The organism is Aeromonas sp. A35_P, assembly GCF_002259925.1.
Taxonomy (GTDB): domain Bacteria; phylum Pseudomonadota; class Gammaproteobacteria; order Enterobacterales; family Aeromonadaceae; genus Aeromonas; species Aeromonas dhakensis.
Window position 1 is genome coordinate 1 of record NZ_NEVB01000192.1, and the last position, 23,054, is coordinate 23,054.

The 23,054-nt window shown below is 63.0% G+C and carries 20 protein-coding genes and 1 pseudogene; 5 read left to right on the forward strand and 16 right to left on the reverse strand.

Annotated features, from left to right (window positions below; all coding sequences use genetic code 11):
• Positions 1 to 109 precede the first annotated feature (109 nt).
• Both CAK78_RS12735 and CAK78_RS12740 read left to right on the forward strand, forming a co-directional pair.
• Positions 110 to 1,636, forward strand: coding sequence for an EAL domain-containing protein (locus CAK78_RS12735; protein ID WP_176452779.1), 1,527 nt, complete (start codon positions 110 to 112; stop codon positions 1,634 to 1,636).
• A gap of 187 nt (positions 1,637 to 1,823) precedes the next feature.
• A complete protein-coding gene (locus CAK78_RS12740) occupies positions 1,824 to 2,921 on the forward strand; it encodes a calcium:proton antiporter (protein WP_094697511.1) in 1,098 nt (365 codons plus the stop codon).
• Between the two features lie 73 nt (positions 2,922 to 2,994).
• On the opposite strand, the gene hutH is transcribed toward CAK78_RS12740, so the two are convergent.
• The 10 genes from hutH to ftsY form a co-directional block, all read right to left on the reverse strand.
• Entirely contained in the window at positions 2,995 to 4,527 is a 1,533-nt protein-coding gene (hutH, locus tag CAK78_RS12745) for a histidine ammonia-lyase (RefSeq protein WP_094697512.1), read from the reverse strand.
• Position 4,528: 1 nt separating this feature from the next.
• Positions 4,529 to 6,232 carry a urocanate hydratase gene (gene hutU / locus CAK78_RS12750; protein ID WP_094697513.1) on the reverse strand — a complete coding sequence of 568 codons (1,704 nt, stop codon included), beginning with the start codon at positions 6,230 to 6,232 and terminating at the stop codon, positions 4,529 to 4,531.
• A 45-nt stretch (positions 6,233 to 6,277) separates the two neighbouring features.
• Positions 6,278 to 7,216 (reverse strand): formimidoylglutamase, encoded by a 939-nt coding sequence (hutG, locus tag CAK78_RS12755; protein WP_094697514.1) that lies wholly within the window; start codon positions 7,214 to 7,216, stop codon positions 6,278 to 6,280.
• Positions 7,209 to 8,444, reverse strand: a complete 1,236-nt coding sequence (gene hutI, locus CAK78_RS12760) for an imidazolonepropionase (RefSeq protein ID WP_005308059.1) — start codon at positions 8,442 to 8,444, stop codon at positions 7,209 to 7,211. The genes hutG and hutI overlap by 8 nt, the downstream gene beginning before the upstream one ends.
• Before the next feature lie 155 nt (positions 8,445 to 8,599).
• Positions 8,600 to 9,304 carry a histidine utilization repressor gene (gene hutC, locus CAK78_RS12765; RefSeq protein ID WP_041216114.1) on the reverse strand — a complete coding sequence of 235 codons (705 nt, stop codon included), beginning with the start codon at positions 9,302 to 9,304 and terminating at the stop codon, positions 8,600 to 8,602.
• 11 nt (positions 9,305 to 9,315) lie between these two features.
• Positions 9,316 to 9,975, reverse strand: a complete 660-nt coding sequence (gene can / locus CAK78_RS12770) for a carbonate dehydratase (protein WP_005308055.1) — start codon at positions 9,973 to 9,975, stop codon at positions 9,316 to 9,318.
• Between the two features lie 198 nt (positions 9,976 to 10,173).
• Positions 10,174 to 11,028 carry an RNA polymerase sigma factor RpoH gene (gene rpoH / locus CAK78_RS12775; protein ID WP_094697515.1) on the reverse strand — a complete coding sequence of 285 codons (855 nt, stop codon included), beginning with the start codon at positions 11,026 to 11,028 and terminating at the stop codon, positions 10,174 to 10,176.
• A gap of 451 nt (positions 11,029 to 11,479) precedes the next feature.
• Entirely contained in the window at positions 11,480 to 12,436 is a 957-nt protein-coding gene (gene ftsX, locus CAK78_RS12780) for a permease-like cell division protein FtsX (RefSeq protein ID WP_094697516.1), read from the reverse strand.
• Positions 12,436 to 13,104, reverse strand: a complete 669-nt coding sequence (ftsE, locus tag CAK78_RS12785) for a cell division ATP-binding protein FtsE (RefSeq protein WP_005308049.1) — start codon at positions 13,102 to 13,104, stop codon at positions 12,436 to 12,438. The genes ftsX and ftsE overlap by 1 nt, the downstream gene beginning before the upstream one ends.
• 90 nt (positions 13,105 to 13,194) lie before the next feature.
• Complete coding sequence (gene ftsY / locus CAK78_RS12790; RefSeq protein WP_094697517.1) at positions 13,195 to 15,165, reverse strand: signal recognition particle-docking protein FtsY; 1,971 nt, start codon at positions 15,163 to 15,165, stop codon at positions 13,195 to 13,197.
• A gap of 110 nt (positions 15,166 to 15,275) precedes the next feature.
• On the opposite strand from ftsY, the gene rsmD reads away from it, so the two are divergent.
• Positions 15,276 to 15,905: a 16S rRNA (guanine(966)-N(2))-methyltransferase RsmD gene (gene rsmD / locus CAK78_RS12795; RefSeq protein ID WP_094697518.1), complete on the forward strand. Its 630-nt coding sequence runs from the start codon at positions 15,276 to 15,278 to the stop codon at positions 15,903 to 15,905.
• Positions 15,906 to 16,163: 258 nt separating this feature from the next.
• Complete coding sequence (locus CAK78_RS12800; RefSeq protein WP_010635393.1) at positions 16,164 to 16,475, forward strand: DUF1145 domain-containing protein; 312 nt, start codon at positions 16,164 to 16,166, stop codon at positions 16,473 to 16,475.
• Between the two features lie 38 nt (positions 16,476 to 16,513).
• Here the strand turns inward: CAK78_RS12800 and CAK78_RS12805 are convergent, their stop codons facing one another.
• Both CAK78_RS12805 and fabR read right to left on the reverse strand, forming a co-directional pair.
• Positions 16,514 to 16,879 carry a YijD family membrane protein gene (locus CAK78_RS12805; RefSeq protein ID WP_141214186.1) on the reverse strand — a complete coding sequence of 122 codons (366 nt, stop codon included), beginning with the start codon at positions 16,877 to 16,879 and terminating at the stop codon, positions 16,514 to 16,516.
• A gap of 20 nt (positions 16,880 to 16,899) precedes the next feature.
• Positions 16,900 to 17,520, reverse strand: coding sequence for an HTH-type transcriptional repressor FabR (gene fabR / locus CAK78_RS12810; RefSeq protein WP_005308043.1), 621 nt, complete (start codon positions 17,518 to 17,520; stop codon positions 16,900 to 16,902).
• Positions 17,521 to 17,669: 149 nt separating this feature from the next.
• Here fabR and CAK78_RS12815 point away from each other — a divergent pair, with 149 nt between their 5' ends.
• The gene (locus CAK78_RS12815) at positions 17,670 to 18,788 is read left to right on the forward strand and encodes a fatty acid desaturase (protein WP_094697520.1); all 1,119 of its coding nucleotides are present in this window, start codon (positions 17,670 to 17,672) and stop codon (positions 18,786 to 18,788) included.
• 476 nt (positions 18,789 to 19,264) lie between these two features.
• Here the strand turns inward: CAK78_RS12815 and CAK78_RS12820 are convergent, their stop codons facing one another.
• From CAK78_RS12820 to tatA, 4 genes and pseudogenes are all read right to left on the reverse strand, one after another.
• On the reverse strand, positions 19,265 to 20,518 hold the full coding sequence (locus tag CAK78_RS12820; RefSeq protein ID WP_094697521.1) for a phospholipase D family protein: 1,254 nt from the start codon (positions 20,516 to 20,518) through the stop codon (positions 19,265 to 19,267).
• 231 nt (positions 20,519 to 20,749) lie between these two features.
• Positions 20,750 to 22,173 (reverse strand): annotated as a pseudogene (locus tag CAK78_RS12825) (transglycosylase SLT domain-containing protein).
• Between the two features lie 213 nt (positions 22,174 to 22,386).
• The gene (locus CAK78_RS12830) at positions 22,387 to 22,689 is read right to left on the reverse strand and encodes a YfcZ/YiiS family protein (protein ID WP_094697529.1); all 303 of its coding nucleotides are present in this window, start codon (positions 22,687 to 22,689) and stop codon (positions 22,387 to 22,389) included.
• Between the two features lie 14 nt (positions 22,690 to 22,703).
• Entirely contained in the window at positions 22,704 to 22,865 is a 162-nt protein-coding gene (gene tatA, locus CAK78_RS12835) for a twin-arginine translocase TatA/TatE family subunit (protein WP_005308036.1), read from the reverse strand.
• Positions 22,866 to 23,054: the final 189 nt, after the last annotated feature.

A 23,054-nucleotide genomic window follows, 5' to 3' on the forward strand; every position in this document is an offset into this window, starting at 1 on the left:
TTATAAATCTACGATACAAGTGTGATCGACTCCGCTCAACTCGATGCAGCTAATGCACTATGATGATGTCTCTCATATGCATCCCATTTGCGCATCAGGCAGGTATCCCTTGCGACCCATTTCCCCCCTCTGGCTCACCCTGCTGCTGTTCTGCCTGCCCCTCAGTCAGCTATTCGGCAGCTCGCTGGCCCACCGGCTGTTGCTGGAAAAGAAGGAGGAGATCGATACCGCCCTGATGGAGCGCCACCGAGCGCTGGACGAAAGCATCCGCGACCAGCTGACCCAATTCAGGTTCGACTGCGGTGAGCAGGACATGGCGCTGCTGCGGGATCCCCGCTTCTACAGCAACCACATCCGCATTCAGGGGTTGCTGCTGGCATCCGGCAGCGGTTGCTCCAGCCTGGGAGTGGAGCTGCCACTCACCACGGCAGAACTCCCCCCCTATCCCGGGCATGAACCATTCGGCATTAGCGCTACCCCGGCCCGTTTCCACACCGAGCAGGAGCTGGTCGCCTACTACCGCACCGGCGGCAACATAGTCTATTGGGTACTGAGCAACAGCTGGGGCCACGCCCTGCTGCAAACCCCCTGCCACAACTGTTTCTATCTCGAGTTCAGTCGGTTGCAACCCGGGGTCTCAAGCCCGACCTTTCCCCGCGGCGACAGCACCATCAAGCAGGAAACCGGCAACCAAAGCCTGAATCTGAGCTTCCCCGACCCCGCAGAGCCGATCCGGCAGACCCTGTGGGCGGGCCAGGCCCTTGAACACTACGCCCAGCAACAGGCACGCCACTACGGCCTCTGGTGCGGCGCCGCTGTGGGCACCTTGCTGGTCGCCGCCTACTGGGGGCTGCGCAACTACCGGCGCTCGCTCAAGGGGCTGTTGCAGGCCGGGCTGGCGCGACGGGAGTTCGTGCCTTTCTACCAACCCGTGGTGGACAGCCGCAGCCAGCAGGTGGTGGGGTTCGAGGCACTGCTGCGCTGGCAGCGGGGCGGCGGTCTGATCCCGCCCGGCGCCTTCATCGACTATGCAGAAGAGCAGGCGCTGATCCTGCCGATGACCAGCCAGCTGCTGGAAAAGGTCATCGCCGATCTGCCCAGACTCGCCCCCGGCCAGTGGGTCAGCGTCAACATAGTGGCCGCCCACCTGGAGCACCCGCACCTGCGCAATCTGCTGCTGCACCACGGCTGGCCCTCTCCCGCCCAGCTCACCTTCGAGCTGACCGAACGCAAGCCCATCACCGACATCGAGAGCGCCATCGCCGAGATCGGCGCCCTGCAGCATCAGGGCTACCACTTCAAGCTGGATGATTTCGGCACCGGTTACGGCGGCTTCGCCTACCTGCAGCGACTCGGCATCCGCCAGATCAAGATCGACAAGATGTTCGTCGACACCATAGGCACAGACGACCTCAAACGCAGCGTGCTGGACGCCACCATCGCCTTCGGCCGCGAGTCGGGCATGGAGATGATCGCCGAGGGGGTCGAACACCAGGCCCAGGTGGACTATCTGGGCCAGCGCGGCGTGCACCTGATCCAGGGCTATGTCTATGCCCCGCCCATGGCGCTGACCAAGCTGAAGATCTGGCTGCTGGCCTGGTACCAGACCCACGCGAACGAACGCAGGACACACTGAGGCGTCCCCGCTGCCGGCACGGCACGTGCACGGGGCAGGCATCCGGCTCCCTCATATCTTGCAACAAAATGTTTTTTCCTTGCGCGGACGACAGCCTTTATCATTGGCAGTGCCGTCACTGCGGTGACGCAGCCACCCTGCTCCATACCCGTCGGCTCACGCCGCCCCGAGATGAGAACCATTGCCTATGAAGTCATTTATCCGGCAAGAGATTGCCCTGCCCGTCGGCCTGCTTACCCTGCTCTTCTTCAAGACGCTCGGTAGCGACCTGCTGACAGAGACAACTCCGCTCGGGATCTATCTTCCGGTATCGGCGGTGCTGCTTGCCATCGTCACCTGGGCCATCTTCTCGGTGGTGCGCCACTCCGATGCCCTCGCCATCAAGCTGGGCGAGCCCTTCGGTACCCTGATCCTGACCCTGTCGGTCATCTCGCTGGAGGTGGTGATGATCTCCTCCGTCATGCTGACCGGCGAACCCAATCCGGTCATGGCCCGCGACACCATGTTTGCCGTGGTGATGCTGGTGACCAACGGTCTGGTGGGTTTCACCCTGCTGTTTGGCGGCTGGCGCTATCACACCCAGAGCTTCAATCTGGACGGGGTCAAATCCTATCTGGTGGCCATCATTCCGCTGGCGCTGCTCTGCCTGGTGCTGCCCAACTTCACCGAAGGGGGCAACATCGGCAGCATGTCGAGTGCCATGTCCTGGATGCTGATCATCATCTCTGTGCTGCTCTACGGCGTCTTCCTGCTGATCCAGACCCGCAGCCACAGCCACTTCTTCATCGACAGCGATCACGAGGATTACGAAGAGCACCACGGCCCGCTGCAGAGCAACACCTACCACACTCTGTTGCTGCTCGCCTATCTGGTGGTGGTGATCCTGCTGGCCAAGACCCTGGCCATTCCCATCAATCACGGGGTCAAGGTGCTGGCGGCGCCGCCGGCGCTGGGAGGCTTCATCGTCGCCTGTATCGTGCTGGCTCCCGAGGCGGTCGGCGCCATCAAGGCGGCCTTCAACAACCAGCTGCAGCGGGCCATGAACCTCTACTTCGGCTCTGTGCTGGCCACCATCGCCCTCACAGTGCCCGCCGTGCTGTTCATCGGCGCCATGCTGGGGCAGGAGGTGCGCCTGGGCCTCTCCGCCGCCGACATGGTGCTGCTGTTCACCACCCTTATGGTGTGCAAGGTGACCTTCAGCAGCGGCCGCACCAATGCGCTGCACGGGGCCACTCATCTGGTGTTGTTCGTGGTCTATCTGTTCCTGATGTTCGAACACGAATAATCGCTGAATCATCAACCCCAGCAACGAAAAGACCGCCCGATGGGCGGTCTTTTGTCATGGGCGGGGTGGCCGCTTAGAGGCTCGGCAGCACGCCGGCCGGGATCAGATCGTTGTAGCTGGCACGGCCCAGCAGGGCGGCGGCCGCCTCGATGTCCGGCGCGAAGTACCTGTCCTTGTCGTAGAAGCTGACCTCTTCCCGCAGCCGGCCCTTGGCCAGCTCGATGAGCTCTGTACTGCGCAGCGGCGCGCGGAAGTCGAGCCCCTGGGCAGCGGCCAGCAGCTCCACCGCCAGAATGCCGCGGGTGTTCTCGGCCATGTCAGCCAGCCGGCGGCCGGCGAAGGTGGCCATGGAGACATGATCCTCCTGGTTGGCCGAGGTGGGCAGGCTGTCCACCGAGGCCGGGTGGGCCAGGGTCTTGTTCTCGGAGGCGAGCGCCGCCGAGGTGACCTGGGCGATCATGAAGCCGGAGTTGACGCCGCCGTTGTTGACCAGGAAGGCCGGCAGACCGGACATGCGCGAGTCGATCAGCAGCGCCATGCGCCGCTCAGACAGGGAGCCGATCTCGGCGATGGCCAGCGCCAGGTTGTCGGCGGCGAAGGCCACCGGCTCGGCGTGGAAGTTGCCGCCGGAGATGATCTCTTCATCCTCGGCAAACACCAGCGGGTTGTCGGAGACCGCGTTGGCCTCGCACACCAGCACCTCGGCGGCCTGGCGGATCTGGGTCAGGCAGGCGCCCATCACCTGGGGCTGACAGCGCAATGAGTAGGGATCCTGCACCTTCTCGCAGTTGTGATGGGACATGCCGATCTCGCTGCCATCCACCAGCAGGTGACGGTAGCAGGCGGCCGCATCGATCTGGCCGCGCTGGCCACGCACCTCGTGGATGCGGGCATCGAACGGACGGCGGCTGCCAAGGGCCGCCTCCACGCTCATGGCACCTATGGTGATGGCGCCGGCGTAGAGATCCTCGGCGTGGAACAACCCCTCCAGCGCGAAGGCGGTGCTCGCCTGGGTGCCGTTGAGCAGGGCCAGCCCCTCTTTCGGCGCCAGCGCGATGGGCTCGAGCCCGGCAATCTTCAGCGCCGTGGCGGCGTCGATCAGCTCGCCCTTGTGGCGCGCCTTGCCCTCACCGATCAGCAGGCAGCTCATGTGGGCCAGCGGCGCCAGATCGCCGGAGGCGCCGACGGAACCCTTCTTCGGTACCACCGGGTAGACCTCGGCGTTGATGAGGCGCATCAGGGCCTCCAGCACCGTCAGGCGGATACCTGAGAAGCCGCGGGCCAGGGAGTTGAGTTTGAGCACCATCATCAGCCGCACGGTAGCATCATCCATGTACTCGCCGATGCCGGCGGCATGGGAGAGCACGATGGAGCGCTGCAGCTCGTCCAGCTGCTCTACCGGAATGCGGGTGTTGGCCAGCAGGCCAAAACCGGTGTTGATGCCGTACACCACCCGGTTTTGCTCGATCACCTTGGTGACCACGGCGGCGGAGGCGTGGATCCCCGCCAGGGCGGCCGGATCCAGGCTGACGTGTACCGGCTCGCGGCTGACGCGGCGCAGGGTGTTGAGGCAGAGCTTGCCCGGTTGCAGATTGAGTTCGAACATCTTATTTCACCCCTTTGCCTGCTGCGTCCAGCATCGGCAGATCCAGTTTCGCCTCATGGGCACAGTTGATGGCAATCTCGTAGCCGGCGTCGGCGTGACGCATCACCCCGGTGGCCGGGTCGTTGCGCAGCACGCGGCCGACCCGCTTGGCGGCGTCGTCGGTACCGTCACAGACGATCACCACGCCGGAGTGTTGGGAGAAGCCCATGCCGACCCCGCCACCGTGGTGCAGGGAGACCCAGGTCGCACCGCCGGCTGTGTTGAGCAGGGCGTTGAGCAACGGCCAGTCGGAGACGGCGTCGGAACCGTCCATCATGGACTCGGTCTCGCGGTTCGGGCTCGCTACCGAGCCGGAGTCCAGGTGGTCGCGGCCGATGACGACAGGGGCCTTCAGCTCGCCGTTCTTCACCATCTCGTTGAAGGCCAGGCCCAGGCGCACCCGATCCTTGACCCCGACCCAACAGATCCGCGCCGGCAGGCCCTGGAAGGCGATGCGCTCACGGGCCATGTCGAGCCAGTTGTGCAAGTGGGGATCGTCCGGGATCAGCTCCTTCACCTTCTGATCGGTCTTGTAGATGTCTTCCGGATCGCCGGAGAGGGCCACCCAGCGGAACGGGCCAATGCCCTCGCAGAACAGCGGGCGGATGTAGGCTGGCACGAAGCCGGGGAAGTCGAAGGCATTCTTGACCCCCTCTTCCAGCGCCATCTGGCGAATGTTGTTGCCGTAATCGAGCGTGGCGGCGCCACGGGATTGCAGGGTCAGCATGGCCTCCACCTGGCGGGCCATGGAGCGGCGGGCGGCCACATTGACCTCCTCCGGTGCGCTCTTTTGCAGGTCGCGCCACTGGGCCAGGCTCCAGCCCTGGGGCAGGTAGCCGTGGATCGGGTCGTGGGCGGAGGTCTGGTCGGTCACCACGTCCGGCGTGATGCCGCGGGCTACCAGTTCGGCGAACACGTCGGCGGCGTTGCCGAGCAGGCCGACGGAGACGGCGGTGCCACTCTGCCTGGCTTCCTCGACCATGGCCAGCGCCTCATCCAGGCTATGGGCCTTCTTATCGACGTAGCGGGTCTTGAGGCGAAAATCGATGCGGGTCTCGTCGCACTCCACGGCGATCATGGAGAAGCCGGCCATGGTGGCGGCCAGCGGCTGGGCACCGCCCATACCACCGAGACCCCCGGTCAGGATCCAGCGCCCCTTGGGTTCGCCGTTGAAGTGCTGGTTCGCCACCGCGAAGAAGGTCTCGTAGGTGCCCTGCACGATGCCCTGGGTGCCGATGTAGATCCAGGAGCCGGCGGTCATCTGGCCGTACATCATCAGGCCCTTCTTGTCGAGCTCGTTGAAGTGCTCCCAGTTGGCCCAGTGCGGCACCAGGTTGGAGTTGGCGATGAGCACCCGCGGGGCATCCTTGTGGGTCTGGAACACGCCGACCGGCTTGCCGGATTGCACCAGCAGGGTCTGGTCATCCTCGAGGCGGGTCAGCACCTCGACGATCTTGTCGTAGCAGGCCCAGTTGCGGGCGGCGCGACCGATGCCGCCGTACACCACCAGGGATTGGGGATGCTCGGCCACTTCCGGATCCAGGTTGTTCATCAACATCCGCAGCGGGGCCTCGGTGAGCCAGCTCTTGGCAGTCAGCTGGATACCGTGGGGAGCACGGATGGTCCGGCTCGGATCGTGGCGGGGATCCTGGTGTTGTACAGACATAGACACTCCTTGTTTATCGATGCAATCAGGCGGCGCGGTGCGCCGCTACTTGGTCAACTGGTGAACCAGGCGCGCGGCCACGCGGGCGCTGCGGTTGTCCTGATCCAGGTTCGGGTTGTACTCGGCCAGATCGGCGAGCCTGAGCTTGCCGCTGGCCCGGATGTGGGCGATCAAGGGTTCAATGACCGCCAGCTCCACGCCGCGGGCGGCAGGAGCGCTCACCCCCGGCATCACGGCGGCGGGCAGCACGTCGAGATCGATGGTCAGATAGAGGTGGTCACAGCGGGCGATAAAGGCATCCAGCCCGTTGAGCAAGGCTGGCAGCTCGGTCGGCGTCATCGCCTCGTCCAGCACATGCCATACTCCCAGCGCCTCGGCGCGGGCAAACAGCGCCGCCGTGTTGGCGGTCTCGGCCACCCCGAGGCAGGCGTAGGTAAAGGGCGTGCCCTGGACAGCGCACTGCTCGGCAATCTGGAAGAAGGGGGTGCCGGAACTCGCCTGCTCCAGCTTCATGCGCAGGTCGAAGTGGGCGTCGAAGTTGATGATGCCCACCCTGCCACGGCTGCCCAGATGACGGTTGAGGCCGCTCCAGCTGCCAAACGCCACCTCGTGGCCGCCCCCCAGCACCAGCGGGAACTGGCCCTGCTCGAGGGCCGCGGCGACCCGCTCGGCCAGCCGCTCGTGGGCGGCGTCGAGATCGCCATCCTCGCAGCGCACATCGCCGCCGTCGTAGACGGGCTGGCCCAGATGCCAGGCCGTGTTGGCGAGCAGCTTGCGCACCGCCAGCGGCGCACCGGCGGCGCCGATGCGCCCCTTGTTGCGGCGCACCCCTTCGTCGCAGGCGAAGCCGAGCAGTACCACGCCGGGTTCACCGCATCCCTGCCAGGGCTGCACCCTGTCATGCCAGCGCAGGGCCAGTTCACCGTCTTCCGGATCCTGACGCCCCTGCCAGATCGACATGTCGATCCCATTTATCTTATCCATGCAGGGTCTCCTCCCCATTGACCACCCGGCTCACCAGCTGATCGACGCCGATGAGGTAGCTGAGTTCGGCCGGATGGCCGCAGTTCCAGACCAGGAAATCCGCCAGCATGCCGACCCTGAGCTGTCCCAGCTGCTCCTGCTCGCCAAGCGCCCGGGCGGCGTGGCGGGTCACCCCGGCCATGGCCTCCACCGGGGTCAGGCCAAACAGGGTGCAGGCCATGTTCATGGCCATCCGCAGGGAGACGATGGGGGCCGTGCCCGGGTTGATGTCGGAGGAGACCGCCATCGGCACTCCCGCCTTGCGCAGGGCGGCGACCGGCGGCAGCTTGGTCTCCTTGAGGAAGTAGAAGGCGGTGGGCAACAGGGTCGCGACCACGCCGCGGTGAGCCAGCGCCTGCACCCCTTCCGGATCCAGGTACTCCAGATGATCCACCGAGAGGGCACCGAAGTTGGCGGCCAGCGTGCTGCCGCCCAGGTTGGAGAGCTGATCCATGTGCCCCTTCACCGCTAGGCCATATTGATCCGCCGCCAGATAGACCTGCTCGGTCTGGGCCAGCGAGAAGCCGATGTGTTCACAGAAGACGTCCACCGCATCGGCCAGGCCCGCCTCGGCGGCAGCCGGGATGATCTCCTGGCAGATGGTCTCGACCCAGGAGTCGGGATCGTCGCGATACTCCGGCGGCACCGCATGGGCCGCCAGCAGGGTGGTCTTGACCCGGATCGGCAGTGCCTCCCCCAGTCGGCGGGCCACCCGCAGCATCTTGAGCTCGTCTGCCAGGGTGAGGCCGTAGCCGGACTTGATCTCCACCGTGGTGACCCCTTCCCGAATCAGCGACTTGATCCGTGGCAGCGCCAGCTCAAACAACTGATCCTCGCTGGCGGCACGGGTGGCGCGCACCGTGCTGATGATGCCGCCGCCTTTGCGGGCGATCTCGGCATAAGGCACGCCTTTCTGGCGCAGCTCGAACTCTTCGGCGCGACTGCCGGCGAAGATGAGGTGAGTGTGGCAATCGATGAGGCCGGGGGTAACCAGCTTGCCCTTCATGTCCTGCCAATGGGCGGGATAGGGGCCCTTGAGATCCTGCATGGGCACCAGGGCGTGGATCCTCCCCTCATGAACGCCGAGGGCATGGGGTTCCAGCAGACCGTAGTCAGCCAGATCGGAGCGCAGGGTGGCGGGTGTCACGTTGAGCCAGACCCGCTCGCAGTTCAACAGTTCCTTGTTCATACCGACCTCTAAATGTATATACATTAACTTATATCCGATCTCTGACGGGAAAGAAAGGATCAAGTTCACATCTTGATAACAGCGTGTTCATTAGAGCTTAAACACAAAAAAGCCCGCCAGAGGCGGGCTTTTTTAAAAATGATATGTATATACAATTAACTGAGGCTGGTCTTGGAACTCAACTTGTAGCGGGAGCCCGGCGAGAGCAGACGGGCATAGGAGACCAGATAACCGTCGGACCAGGTACGCCGATGCAGCAGCAGGCAAGGGGTGTCGACCCGCACCTGCAACAAGCCGGCCTCGCCGGCACTTGGCAGCACCGCCTCCACCACGTGCTCCATCTCGGAGAGGGGGCAGACCTCCATCAGATAGCGGTTGGGGGTCTGGCTGGCAAAATCCTGCTCGCCATACTGTGGCAGCCGCTCCGCATCGACGAAGCGCTCTTCCAGCTGCAGCGGCTCACCGTCGGCCTGATGGACGATGAGACTGTGGAAGATGGGAGCGCCGACGCGCAGGCCCAGCTGCACCGCCACCTTCTCGTCGGCGGCCTGGCGCTGCAGCCGGATCACCCGACCGCTGTACTCGCTGCCCCGCTCGGCGATCTCGTCGGCGATGTTGCGAATGGCCAGCAGCGGCGACTCGGTGCGCCTGTCCGCCACGAAGCTGCCAGAGCCGGCGGTGCGCACCAGCCAGCCCTCGGCCACCAGTTCGCGCAGCGCCTTGTTGACCGTCATCCGGCTCACGGTGAACTGCTCGCACAGGGCGGCCTCGGTCGGGATCCGGTCGCCCGCCTGATAGTGGCGTTCGCGGATCCCGTCCAGGATGTGCTGCTTGATCTGCAGATAGAGGGCCGGTGCCAACGGGATGCTCCTCAGCGACGGCGATGGGGCGGACGCATGTCCGGCCAGGCGCGATAGACGTCCGGGATCTGCTCAGGCCCGCTGATGCAGAGATCGAGATCGTGCAGCAGACCGTCCTTGATGCCGTAGATCCAGCCGTGCACCGCCAGCTCCTGCCCCTTGCGCCAGGCGTTCTGGATGATGGTGGTGTGGCAGACGTTGGCCACCTGCTCGGCCACGTTCAGCTCGCACAGGTAGTCGAAGCGCTCGTGCTCATCCTCGATGGCATCCAGCTGCTCGCGATACTTGAAGTAGACATCCTTGATGTTGCGCAGCCAGTTGTCGATGAGCCCCAGCTCCTGGTTCTGCATCGCCGCCTTGACGCCGCCGCAGCCGTAGTGGCCGCAGACGATGATGTGCTTCACCTTGAGCACCTCGACCGCGTATTGCAGCACCGAGAGGCAGTTGAAGTCGGTGTGCACCACCAGGTTGGCGACGTTGCGGTGGACGAACACGTCCCCCGGCAGCAGCCCCATCAGCTGGTTGGCGGGTACCCGGCTGTCGGAGCAGCCGATCCAGAGGTATTCGGGGGCCTGCTGGGCGGAGAGGGTAGCAAAGAATTCGGGATCCTCGGCCTTGATCCGTTCCGCCCACTCGCGGTTGTTGGTAAACAAGTCGTTCAAGAGTTTCACTATCTGCTCTCCCTACTGTGGCAGTGGCGGCAACATACCATACACAAGGGTAACCAAGGCAAGGCCGACCAGATCCCCGGCAAACAAAAACAGGGCCATCAGGCCCTGTTTTCATCAGGAGGCATCAGGCCTCCCTCGTATCTTTCAGCTGCCTGGGCGCGTGCTTATCAAGCTGACGAACCCGCCCGGCGCACAGGATTATGCTTCCATCGCATCCTTCAGCTTCTTGAGGGCATTCTTCTCAAGCTGACGCACCCGCTCGGCGGAGACGCCGTAGGTATCGGCCAGCTCCTGCAGGGTAGTCTTGCTGTCGTCGTCGAGCCAGCGGGCACGGATGATGTGCTGGCTGCGCTCGTCCAGGGTAGCCAGGGCAGAGCTCAGACGACGGGTCGCATGATCGTCCCAGTTGTCATTCTCGATGGTGGCCGCCAGATCGGAGGATTTGTCCTCCAGATAGTGGACCGGCGCAAAACCGCCCTCTTCGTCCTCATCACCGACCAGATCGAACGCCTGATCGTAGTTGCTCATGCGCGCTTCCATCTCGGTGACGTCGGCAGCGGAGACGCCGAGATCGGCGGCCACGGCCTGGACTTCTTCGTGGTTCAGCCAGCCGAGGCGTTTCTTGGATTTGCGCAGGTTGAAGAAGAGCTTGCGCTGGGCCTTGGTGGTCGCCACCTTGACCATGCGCCAGTTGCGCAGCACGTATTCGTGGATTTCGGCTTTGATCCAGTGCACGGCGAAGGAGACCAGACGCACGCCGACGCTCGGGTCGAAACGCTTGACCGCCTTCATCAGGCCTATGTTGCCTTCCTGCACCAGATCGGCCAGGGGCAGACCGTAACCGGCATAACTCTTGGCGACGTGAACGACAAAACGCAGGTGCGACATAACGAGCTGACGGGCAGCTTCGAGATCGCCTTCCTGCTGCAAACGCTCAGCCAGCTCACGCTCTTCCTCTGCGCTCAGCACCGGAATCGAGTTTACTGCCTGGATATAGCCTTCCAGACTACCTTGCGGAATCAGAGCCATAGTGCGCTGCAATGAAGTTCCCATGTTCTACCTCTTACTTTTCAATCGAATCAGTCTAACACCCTGAGAGGGCCTGTCTACTGACCGGACGCCATTCTGCGGCCTGCATCAAACATGACGGGCATGTCTGAACCGGAATTATCTTAGGCCGGCAGGATGAATCATGAATGAACAGTCAAAAAAAGGGGGTCACAATGAAGGACCCCCGAAAAGTAGCATGCTAAGTCCATTGTTGCGGAGCTCGCAACCTTCACATGCTTGCCAAGTCAGACGAGCAAGGCATAGGGGCCACACCCGTATAAATTCTTCGCAATTGTAGACTGCTTATAAATCAGAAGGTTCACAGGATCCAGAGAAGATCCTGAAGACTGGTGCTATCCAGATTACTCCCAGAACGGTGGCCGTGCCAGAAACGGCCACTCTTTTACTTGATCCAGGTCGCAAAATCCAGCGCTTTGAAACGCTGACAAATTAATCAGGACGGTTCGATGTCACGAATGTGGCGATGGACCGAAAACCAGGAGGCGATCAGCCCCAGCAGGGCCCCCAGCAGGATCAGGTTGATCCCGTCCACCGCTCCCATGCCCACCAGCCTAAAGTTGCTGTTGTAGAGACCCGCCAGCTCCTTCACCACTCCTTCGCTCCAGATCACCATCACCTCGGTCAGCCACCAGGCCAGCATGCCGCCGATGACCCCGAACCAGATGCCGGTATAAAGGAAAGGACGATGGATGAAGGCATCGGTCGCCCCCACCAGCTTGAGCACTTCGATCTCGGAGCGCTGGTTGAGGATATTCAGGCGCAAGGTGTTGCCGACGATCAGCAGTACCGCGGAGAGCAGCAGCACGGCGATGCCGGTGATGGTGTGGCGCAGCAGGTTCATGATCCCCTGCAGCCGGGTCAGCCACTGCAGATCCAGCTTGCCCTGCTCGACCCCGTCTTCATTGCTCAGTTTGTTGAGCAGCTCGGCCGCCCCTTCCGGGTTCTGCCAGCGCGGATCCGGGATCACGCTCAGCACCGGCGGTAGCGGGTTGCTGTCGAGGTAGTCGAGCGCATCGCCAAAGCCGGAGATCTCGCGAAACTCCTTGAGCGCCTCATCCCGGCTCATGTAGGTGACCGACTCCACCTCCGGGTAGAGCAGGATCCGCTGCTTCATGTCGAGGATGTTCTGCTCGGGCAGATCCTTGCGCAGGTAGAGGGAGATCTGGGAGCTGGTCTGCCAGCTCCCCTCCACCACCTCGGCGTTTTTCAGCAGCACGTGGAAGCAGGAAGGCAGCGCCAGGCTCACCCCCAGCACCGCCAGCGTCATCAGGGAGGCAAGCGGGTTGCGCCACAGCTCCCCCAGACTGGAGAAGGCCTGGCGGGCGTGGTCAACCCAGTACATCATGAAGCGCCGCAGCGGCGGCTGTTTGTGACGCGCGCGAATGGCCATCAGAGCTCCTCCCCGGACGAATACATGCGACCCGCCTTGAGGGTCAGGGTGCGATAGCGCATGCGGGCGATCAGCCCCAGATCGTGGGTGGCAATCAGCACGGAGACGCCGAAGCGGTTGAACTCCTCGAACAACCGCATGATGTCCATGGAGAGCTGGGGATCCAGGTTGCCGGTCGGCTCATCCGCCAGCAGCAGCGGCGGCTTGTTGACGATGGCGCGGGCGATACCGACCCGCTGTTGTTCACCGCCGGAGAGCATGCGCGGCTGGTAGCGCTCCTTGCCGAGCAGCCCCACCTTGTCGAGCGCCGCAGCGACCCGCTTGTTGATGTCCCCATGGCTGTAGCCGTCGATCACCAGCGGCAGCGCCACGTTGTCGAACACGGTGCGGTCCATCAGCAGGCGGTGATCCTGAAAGATCATGCCGATCTGGCGGCGCACATAGGGGATCTCCCCCCGCTTGATATGGCTGACGTCATCGCCATGAAAGAAGACACGCCCGTCGGTCGGCCGTTCCATTACGCTGATGAGTTTGAGGAGGGTACTCTTGCCTGCGCCCGAGTGCCCGGTCAGAAAGGCCATCTCCCCCTTGCGCAGGTGAAAACTGACCTTCTGCAGCGCCTGATGGCCGCCGCTGTAAACCTTGCTGACCTTGTCAAAACGAATCATAACGGTTCCCTGACAGTGACAAGCCCCGACCTGGGTCGGGGCAGGGGGCGCTCAACTCACGGCGCCCGAGCTTGCTCATCGCGAAGACACTCACTCCTCGCGACTGAAAAGCGCCTCGATGAAGTCGTTGGCGACGAACGGACGCAGATCGTCGATCCCCTCGCCCACCCCGATGTAGCGGATCGGGATCTGGAACTTGTCGGCCACCGCGAAGATGACGCCGCCCTTGGCGGTGCCATCCAGCTTGGTGAGGGTGATACCGGTCAGGCCCACCGCCTCGCTGAACAGCTTGGCCTGGCTCAGGGCGTTCTGGCCGGTGCCCGCGTCCAGGGTCAGCATGATTTCGTGGGGCGCCGCATCGTCCAGCTTCTTCATCACCCGCACCACCTTCTTGAGCTCTTCCATCAGGTTGCTCTTGTTCTGCAGGCGGCCGGCGGTATCGGCGATCAGCACGTCGGCCCCTCGCGAGCGGGCAGCCTCGATGGCATCATAGATGACGGAGGCGGAGTCGGCGCCGGTGTGCTGGGCAATCACCGGAATGTTGTTGCGCTGACCCCACACCTGCAGCTGCTCGACGGCGGCGGCACGGAAGGTATCGCCAGCGGCCAGCATCACACTCTTGCCCTCGGCCTGGAACTGCTTGGCCAGCTTGCCGATGGTAGTGGTCTTGCCGACCCCGTTCACGCCCACCATCAGGATGACGTAAGGCTTCTTGTCGGTGTCGATCACCAGCGGCTGCTCGACCTTGGCCAGCATCTCGCCCATGTCCTGCTTGAGCAGGCCGTAGAGCGCCTCGGCATCCTTCAGCTGTTTGCGATCCGCATGCTGCACCAGCCCCTCGATGATACGGGTGGTGGTGTCGACGCCGAGATCCGCTGTCAGCAGCTGGGTCTCCAGCTCCTCGAACAGCTCGTCGTCGATCTTCTTGCCACGGAACAGGCCGAAGAAGCCGGAACCGATATTCTCCTTGGTGCGTACCAGGCTGCGCTTGAGACGGGCGAAGAAGCCCTCCCGCTGCGGCTTGTCCTGGGTGTCGTCGTCCACCTTGGCTGCCAGTGGCAGTGCGGCCAGCGCGGCGGCCTCAGCCTCCATCGCGGCGACCAGGCGCAGATCTTCCGCTCGCTGGGCCTCTTTGGCGATCCGGGCTTCTTCCGCAGCCTGAGCTTCGGCTGCGATACGAGCCTCTTCCGCCGCACGAGCTTCGGCAGCAATACGGGCTTCTTCTGCCGCACGGGCCTCGGCGGCAATGCGAGCCTCTTCCACGGCGCGGGCTTCGGCAGCAATGCGAGCCTCTTCCACGGCGCGGGCTTCGGCAGCAATGCGAGCCTCTTCCACGGCGCGGGCTTCTTCTGCAACGCGGGCCTCGGCAGCAATACGGGCCTCTTCTGCAGCGCGGGCTTCGGCGGCAATGCGAGCCTCTTCCACGGCGCGGGCTTCGGCAGCAATGCGGGCTTCTTCTGCAGCGCGGGCTTCGGCGGCAATGCGAGCCTCTTCTGCAGCGCGGGCTTCGGCGGCAACGCGAGCCTCCTCTGCGGCGCGGACTTCGGCAGCAAGACGAGCCTCTTCTGCCGCGCGGGCTTCGGCGGCAAGACGGGCTTCTTCCGCCGCGCGGGCTTCGGCGGCAATACGATCCTCTTCGGCAGCCTGAGCGGCAGCGGCAAGGCGGGCCTCTTCCGCTGCCTTGAGATCGGCCGCAATCCGGGCAGCTTCGGCAGCTTGCGCCTCGGCAGCCGCGCGCTCCTCTTCCGCGATCAGGGCTTCATTGACGATCACCGGCTCCAGATCGGAGGCACATTCCTCCACCACCAGCGGACCATGGTCGTCCAGCTCGGCAGGCGGGCAGCAATCATCGTGCAAAACGGAATTCTGTGCGCTGGCGGGCACTTCAGCAGCGACGGCCGGCGTACTATCGGAAACAGTCGTCTCGGAAACGGGAGCGGGATGAGCCGCAACGTCGGGCTCAACGGTAGTCGGGGTGGCTTGCGGTGTCTGTGGTTGGACAGCCTCAGCCTCTTCTTTCTTGCGGCCGAAACCCAGCCAGGAAAACAAACCTTTTGCCATCTAAAAATACTCACATCAAAGGCTGACTGCTAAGATAGCCGTCCCTCGGCGGGTCGGCATAAAAATGAACCGCCTTATACTATCACTTTATTTTCTGACGACGAAACGCGATGCCCAGAGTGAAATCCAGCCGTAACGGCCCGAGCAAGAGCCCAACCCCGCAGGGGAAATCGGGCTTTGTAAGAATCATCAGCGGCCAGTGGCGAGGCCGCAAACTGCCGGTCAGGGATGTGGAAGGACTCAGACCCACCACAGATCGCGTCAAGGAGACCATCTTCAACTGGCTCGCTCCCCATGTGCGCGGCACCCGCTGCCTGGATCTGTTCGCCGGCAGTGGCGGGCTGGGGCTGGAGGCGCTGTCGCGTTACGCCGAGCAGGTCACCCTGATCGAGATGGACAGGGGCGCCGCCGAGCAGCTCAAGAAGAACCTGACCACCCTCGGCAGCAGCCAGGGGCAGGTTATCCAGGCCGATGCCGTCAGCTGGCTGCAGGGGCCGGCCACGCCGTTCGACCTGGTGTTTCTCGACCCCCCCTTTCGCCGCGAGTTGCTGCCCCAGGTGTGCGAGCTGCTGGAGCAGCGCGGCTGGCTGGCACCGGACGCCCTCATCTATCTGGAGCGGGAGAAGGAGATGGCCGATCTGCCGCTGCCAGCCAGCTGGCAACTGCTCAAGGACAAGCAAGCGGGTCAGGTCTGCTACCAGCTCTATCTGCGGGACATCAACAATGACACCGCGGTTTAACAGCCGGGTGGCTGGGGAAGATGGGCACTAACCCCTCCCCGTCAATCTGGACAACGACTCAAGGACAAGCAGGTCGATCAAACCAGGTCTGCTACCAGCTCTATCTGCGGGAGATCAAGAATGACGCCGCAGTTTAACAACCGGATGGCAGGGGAAAATGGGCACAGAGCTCCTCCCCGTCAATCTGGACTACGACTCAAGGACAAACAGGCCGATCAAATCAGGTCTGCTATCAACGCTATGTGCGGGAGGTAAACGATGAAGCGGGTGTTTAATCTGTTGGCGATGGGTCTGATCCTGTTCTTCTGGTTCGGCGTGCTGGTCAGCCTGATCGCCCCGCTGCCGGGCAAGCTCAACGGTTTCCTGCCGGTGTGCGGCGTGATCGTGATCCTGATGCACTGGGTGCAGGCCAGCATGGTCAAGGCAGCTTGCAAGCCCTACTTCGCGGTGAGCCGGCTCGAGTTTACCCAGGTGCTGGTGTTCGGGGTGTTCGGCATGGTTGAGATCCGCGCCAGGCTGCAGGCCATCGTCGATGCCAGGCAGCGCGGCGAAGACAACAAAGCCGGGTGATCCCGGCTCTGTCATGGTAGTGATGGAAGGAGTGCTGGTCACTCCTTCTCTTTTTTCCCCACGCTGATACCGAGCTTGATGGAGAGCACGGCCAGCAGCAGCAACATCATGATCAGCGAGAAGAAGTTGCTGCCAAGCTCTGGGTACTGCACCTTGACCAGCGCCGAATGGCCGAACACGCCGATGAAGAAGCTGAGCAGCATGCAGACCGGGGTGTTGCCCTCCAGCGAGACATGACGGTAGTGCTGGTAGAGCTGATAGGCGGCCAGCACGAAGGCGATCATCGGGAAGAAGGAGAAGGGCACCGCCGACTCTGACAAGACCGTCAGGGAGGCATTACCACAGATGCCGATGAGCAGGGCCAGCAGCAGGGGTTTCTTCGGAATCGTGTTCTGGTCATGCATGGAGCTGTCCATCCTTTGACTTAAGAGAGAGGTTCACGGCGCTTCTGGTTCTGGACCTCGGCGCCCATGGCGATCATGCGCAGCTGACGGATGGTGCGATCGGACAGGGCCCGGCACTCCTCGCTGGTCATGTCGAGGGCGTCGGCACCGGCACTGAAGACGATGGTCACCATGGCCTCGGCCTGGATGTAGGCCTCTTCCCGCGGCGCCCCCGTGGTGGCTTCGAGGTAGTCGGTCAGCTCGGCGATGAAGTGCTGGATCTCCCGCGCCACCGCCTGGCGAAATGCCGCAGAGGTGCCGGAGCGCTCGCGCAGCAGCAGCCGGAAGATGTTCGGGTTGTTCTCGACGAACTCCATGAACGTCTGAACCGAGGTGCTGATGACGCTGCCGCCACCCGCGATGCGCTGACGCGCCTGGCGCATCAACTGGCGCAAGGTCAGGCCGCCTTCATCCACCAGGGTCAGCCCCAGCTCCTCCATGTCGCGAAAATGACGATAGAAGGAGGTGGGCGCAATGCCGGCCTCCCGCGCCACTTCCCGCAGACTGAGGTTGGAAAAGCTGCGATTGGCGCACAGTTGGCTGAACGCCGCCTCGATCAGAGTACGCCGGGTTTTTTCTTTTTGTTGCGCGCGAATACCCACGAAAACAGTCACCTTCAGGTTATCGAGGCCAAATGATAACCCGAAGGCTGCGCCAGGATCAGGTTTGTCTCCTACTTTTTTACCATTGACCCCAATTCCGGCTGTATGGAAAATAGCGCACAGCTGTTCGCTGAAAGGAACCGAGTGAGATGGAACGCCCCCCGATCATCATGACCAACACCCTGCTGTTCGCCCTCTCCGGGCTGACCGCCCTGATCGCCGTGCCCTGGTACGGCATGACCCATGGCTATGACCTCTGGCAGTGGGGCAGCTTCCTGCTGCTGTTCTGCTATTGCGGCATCTCCATCACCGCCGGCTACCACCGGCTCTGGTCCCACAAGGCCTACAAGGCGCACCCGATCCTGCAGTGGATCTTCGCCATCGGCGGCGCCCTCGCCCTGCAAAACTCGGCGCTGCACTGGTCTTCCGATCATCGTCGCCACCACCGCCACGTGGATGACAACCAGAAGGATCCTTACAGTGCGGGCCGCGGCTTCTGGTTCTCCCACATCGGCTGGATGCTGCGGGAATATCAGCGCGACATCTACCACGACTACAGCAACGTGCGGGATCTGCAGAACAACCCAGTGGTCGCCTTCCAGCACAAGCACTACCTGGCGCTGACCCTGGCCACCAACATCGGCATCCCGCTGCTGCTGGGGCTCGTCCACGGCGATCTGCTCGGCATGCTGCTGCTGGCCGGAGTGCTGCGCATGGTGATGACCCATCACACCACCTTCTTCATCAACTCCCTGGCCCACATCTGGGGCAGCCAGCCCTTCACCGACCGCAACAGCGCGCGGGACAACGGCATCCTGGCCTTCTTCACCTTCGGCGAGGGCTACCACAACTTCCACCACCTGTTTGAGAACGACTATCGCAACGGCATCCGCTGGTGGCAGTTCGATCCAACCAAGTGGCTGATCCGCAGTGCCGCCTGGTGCGGGCTGGCACGGGATCTGCGCGCCAGCCCGGAAGAGCGGATCGAGCAGGCCAGGCTGGAGATGCAGCTGAAACGGGCCCAGGCCAGGCTGCACAGACAGGACGACAGGGAGCTGTGGCAGGCGCTGCTGCAAGAGGAGTACGACAAGCTGAGCCAGCAGCTGCAGCACTACTACGCCAGCCGCAAACGCCTGCTGGAGCAGCGCAAGCGCAAGGCGCTGGCCCGTTACGACCAGCTGAAACTGCAGCTGGAGTATCGCAGCCTGCACGATGCCTTCACCGTGGCCAAACGCAACTGGAGCCGCCTGTTGGCAGGCATCGCCTGACCATAGACCGTCAGACGACACAAACAAAAAGACCGCCAATCGGCGGTCTTTTTGTTCAGCCCAGCCAGCAGGCCATAAAAAATGGGGTGACACTCGCATGTCACCCCCTCGCAAATAGCATGTTCCATATTGGAATCCGGTCCCGTCGGGCTCCTCTCCTGCTTCCTGAGCTTCCGCTACCCATCTGAAGCAGGCTCCGGCTGGAGCGATCCAGTCGGCCGATTCCCTTCACGACCCTCTTCCGCACGACGGCAAGCCGCCGTGTTGTCCTTGCAGTTGAAATATTACGCAGATAAATAAAATAAAAAACCGATATATTCGGCCATCTATGCAAGCATCTGCCGCTCATCCAACTTCAACCAGAAAACAATCTGATTAAAAACAATACGATAAATCACCCCATCGCCATTGGATGGCAAACGTTATCCTCGAAGGCGCACAAGGCTTTGCGAGATCTCGCACAAGCCATGATCCACTCACAACCAGCGCTGCAACGGCAACCAGTCGCTGACCCTGGCCAGCAGGCGGCGCAGGGTCGAGGGCGGGGCTGCCACCGAGTGGGATGAACGCAGCTGCCAGGTCGCCAGCCACTGCTGCAACTCGGCGCACAGCGCGGGGGAGGCCAGATGCAGCACCAGCTCGGTGTTGAGCAGCAGAGAGCGCGGATCCAGATTGAAGCTGCCGAGCAGCGCCTCCTCCTCCCCCACCAGGATCAGCTTGGCGTGCAGGCTGAGGGACGCCCCCTCCAGCTCCGACAGCGCTATGCCCTGCCGTATCAGCCAGGGGCGGTGACGGCGGTAGGCGCCGTACACCAGCGGCACATCCGTGCTGGCCAGGGAGTTGGTCAGGATGTCGATGGTCACCCCCGCCTGGCGCTGCTGCCTGAGTCGGCGGCGCAGCCCCCGGGTCAGGATGAGATAGGGGGTGACCAGGCGCAATGTGCCCTGATTGTCGGCCAGTTTGCGCCAGAGCAGGCGCGCCGTGGTGGGCCGGGATACCAGCCCCTTGCCGGGGCGGTCAAACCACACCTCTGCCCGCCCGGCATGCCAGCGCATAGGGATGGGCTCGGGATCGAACAGGCTGGCCGGCAGATCATAGACGGCCGCGATCTGCGGCTCGTTCAGGGTCAGCAGGAAGTCGTTCACCACCTGCACCTCGGCCCGTTGCAGCGGGCGGCGCAACAGACGGCGGATCGGGTGGCTCCAGCGGCTGCGCCAGAATTGATCGAACCCCTGCTCGACCCGCTGGCAGAGCGGGCCGCGACAGGCGAGATCCAGATCGACGAACTGAGGCGCACTGCCGAGTCCGAAGTAACGATCCCCGATATTGCGACCCCCGATCACCGCTTGGCTGCCATCCACCAGCAGCAGCTTGTTGTGCATGCGGTGATTGATGCGGCGAAAGCTGAGCAGCCCTTCCAGCAGCAGGGTCAATGGCCGCCAGCCGCGCAACCAGAAGGGATTGAACAGGCGCACCTCGATACCCGGCTGGTGGGCCACCATCTCCAGGAAGCGGTTGTCGCCGGCATAGAGGTCGTCGATGAGCAGCTGCACCCGCACCCCGCGTTTGGCGGCATGCAGCAGCTCCGACAGCAGCAGCTTGCCGCTGCTGTCCTCCTCCCAGCTGTAGTACTGGGCCTGGATCCGGCTTCTAGCGCCTCGGATCAGCTGACAGCGCAGCTTGAGCGCCAGCTCGGGCTGGTCTATCAGAGCGAATTCAGCGGGGATCATGGCGTCATCCGCCTGTCATGGGGAAATGGCATAACGCTGGCTAAGGGCCTCGTAGCAACAGGATGAAGGAATTTACCATGGAACTCACGGATCGCCCCGCCATCAGTCACAGACCGCAGGCCAGTGAGCCGGATCCCTCGCCGAGCGGCCAGCTGACCCCCTGGTATCTGCAACACAGGGATCAGGCCTGGCAGCCCTTCACCTCGCCCACCCCATCGCACTAGCCGGACGTCAGGGCTGGGCCACCGCCTCAATGGCGGCCGCCTTGCCCTCCAGCTGGGGCAGACTGAAGCGATAGGCCACATAGTACTTGTAGATGGTGCTGACATAGTTGATGGACCCTGCCCCACCTCGTTGGCCACCAGCTGCTCCACGTTGCCGAACCAGACGTCGGGATCCAGCCCGGCGGCCTCGGCCTTGGCCCTGAGCACCTGCACCCGATTCGGGCCGGCATTGTAGGCCGCCAGCGCAAACAGGTGGCGGTTGAGCACGTCCAGCTTGGGATCGTTGAAATAGGTGTCGAGGATCAACCGCATGTAGCGGCAGGCTGCCTCCACGTTCCCCTCCAGGCTGGCGAGGCGAGCGCCGCGAATGCCCACTTCGCTGCCGGTACTCGGCAACAGCTGCATGATCCCCACCGCCCCCCGTTCGGAACGGATATTGGCATTGAGGCCAGACTCCTTGTAGGCCAGCGCCGCCAGCATCAGCCAGTCCAGCCGGTACTTGTCGGCCTGCTGCTCCAGCACCTTGCGGATGGTCGACAACCGGCCCAGCGGATCCGGCGCCAGTATGTTGCTCATCTGGTCGTTGCGAGCCAGCAGGCGGCGCAGGGCCATGTCGCTGTAAAGAGTGCGCTTGCCGGCATCGGCCAGATAGTCGTTGACCGCCTTGAGCAGCTCGGGGCTGTTGTTGCGCAGGGCCCAGGCGCTGCGGCCGTTGTCCCGCAGCGGAATCAACTTGTGGGCTCGCAGCCCGCTGATCATGCCGAGCCAGATCCGCCCCTTGAAGCTGTCAGTCACGGTGAGCGGTATGATGCCGGCCGCCACCATCTCCAGCAGATCCCCGTCCTGCAGGTATTTCGGCACGGTTTCGATATAGACGGGGGGCAGCCCCAGCTCACGAAACAGCCAGTTGAGCTGGCGCAGGCTCTCGTAATAGCTGGAGCTGGCCCGCACCCAGACCCGCCGGCCTGAGAGCTGGGTAATGCGGTTGAAGGTCGGCAGGCTGTGCTGGCTCACCACCCACTCTTCGATGGGGGCGATCACCGGGTTGGAGAAGGTCACCTGTTCGCGCCGGGTCGGCGTCACCGTCATGTTGGCGGCCACCAGATCCCCCCGCCCCTCGGCGAGATAGTCCAGCAGCTTGTCCTGGCGCACCGGGATGTAGATGATCTTGAGCTTGATCTTCTCCTTGGCCAGGTAGGTCTGGTTCAGCCAGCGCTCGAACCCCTGCAGCTGGTTGACCAGGATGCCGTGCTGGGTCCCCTTGTCGAGGAAGAAAAAGCCCCGCTCATAGACCACCAGAGCCCTCAGCTCTCTCTTTTGCAATATGCTGGCGAGATCCCCTGGCTGGGGCAGCCGCTGTGGCTTGAGATCCGCCGCCAGCAGCGGCAGCGCCCACAGGATAAGCAGGCTCCAGAGCCAGCGCCGCCTCATGGCGTCACCGCCAGTGGCTGTCCGGGCAGGTCAAACAGGTGATGAGCGACGTGGAGAGGGGTGGCGAAGAGCCTGCGCTGAACCATGATGAGATCGCCTTCTGTTGGCCGACTCGCGTCGGGCAAAACCGTCTGTGGGATAACTAACTATAGAACGCAGACCCACAGCAGAAGGGTCAGCACGGCAGGCGAGCCTGCCGTGTTTTCAGGGGGCTCAGATAGAGCGGGCACGCATCTCGAAAATGAGTTTTTCGGCGGTGCAGGTGAATTGCAGGCGGGCTTTCAGGATCACGCCGTTGACGCCCTGGCTCAGTTCGCTGCTGCTCTTGGCTTCGGCGGTGACCTGCTTGGCCAGCGCCTCGTAGGCGGCCAGCTTGGCGCGGGCGTCGGCCTCTTCGGCGGCCTCGATCACCAGCTCCATCACATCGTCACCCTCGCCGATGATGGTGCCAATTTCGGCGAAGCAGCCGCAGCTGTCACAGGTCTCGTTCAATTCCACTTTATCTTCTACGGACATCATTCAACTCCCACTTATTTCGGCTGTGATTCATCGTCACGCAAGGCTTTACGAAAATCCCTGATGGCGGTGCCCAGATCTTCCCCGGCGCCAGCCAGGCGTTTGCTGCCAAACACCACGACCACGACGACGAGCAGGATCAACAAATGCCAGATATGAATTCCACCGAGTCCCATAGGGATACTCCTGACTGATAGATACCGATCGTTTGTATCAAAAGAAGGCGCAAAGATTGTTGGGCAAAATCAAGACAGGCGCAAGTTTGCAAATAAATCACCAAAAAATACGGCGACCCGAAGGCCGCCGTATTGCTTGATGCTACTTGTCCCCTCAACCACTACATCCTGTACCAGCCGCCATTGAAG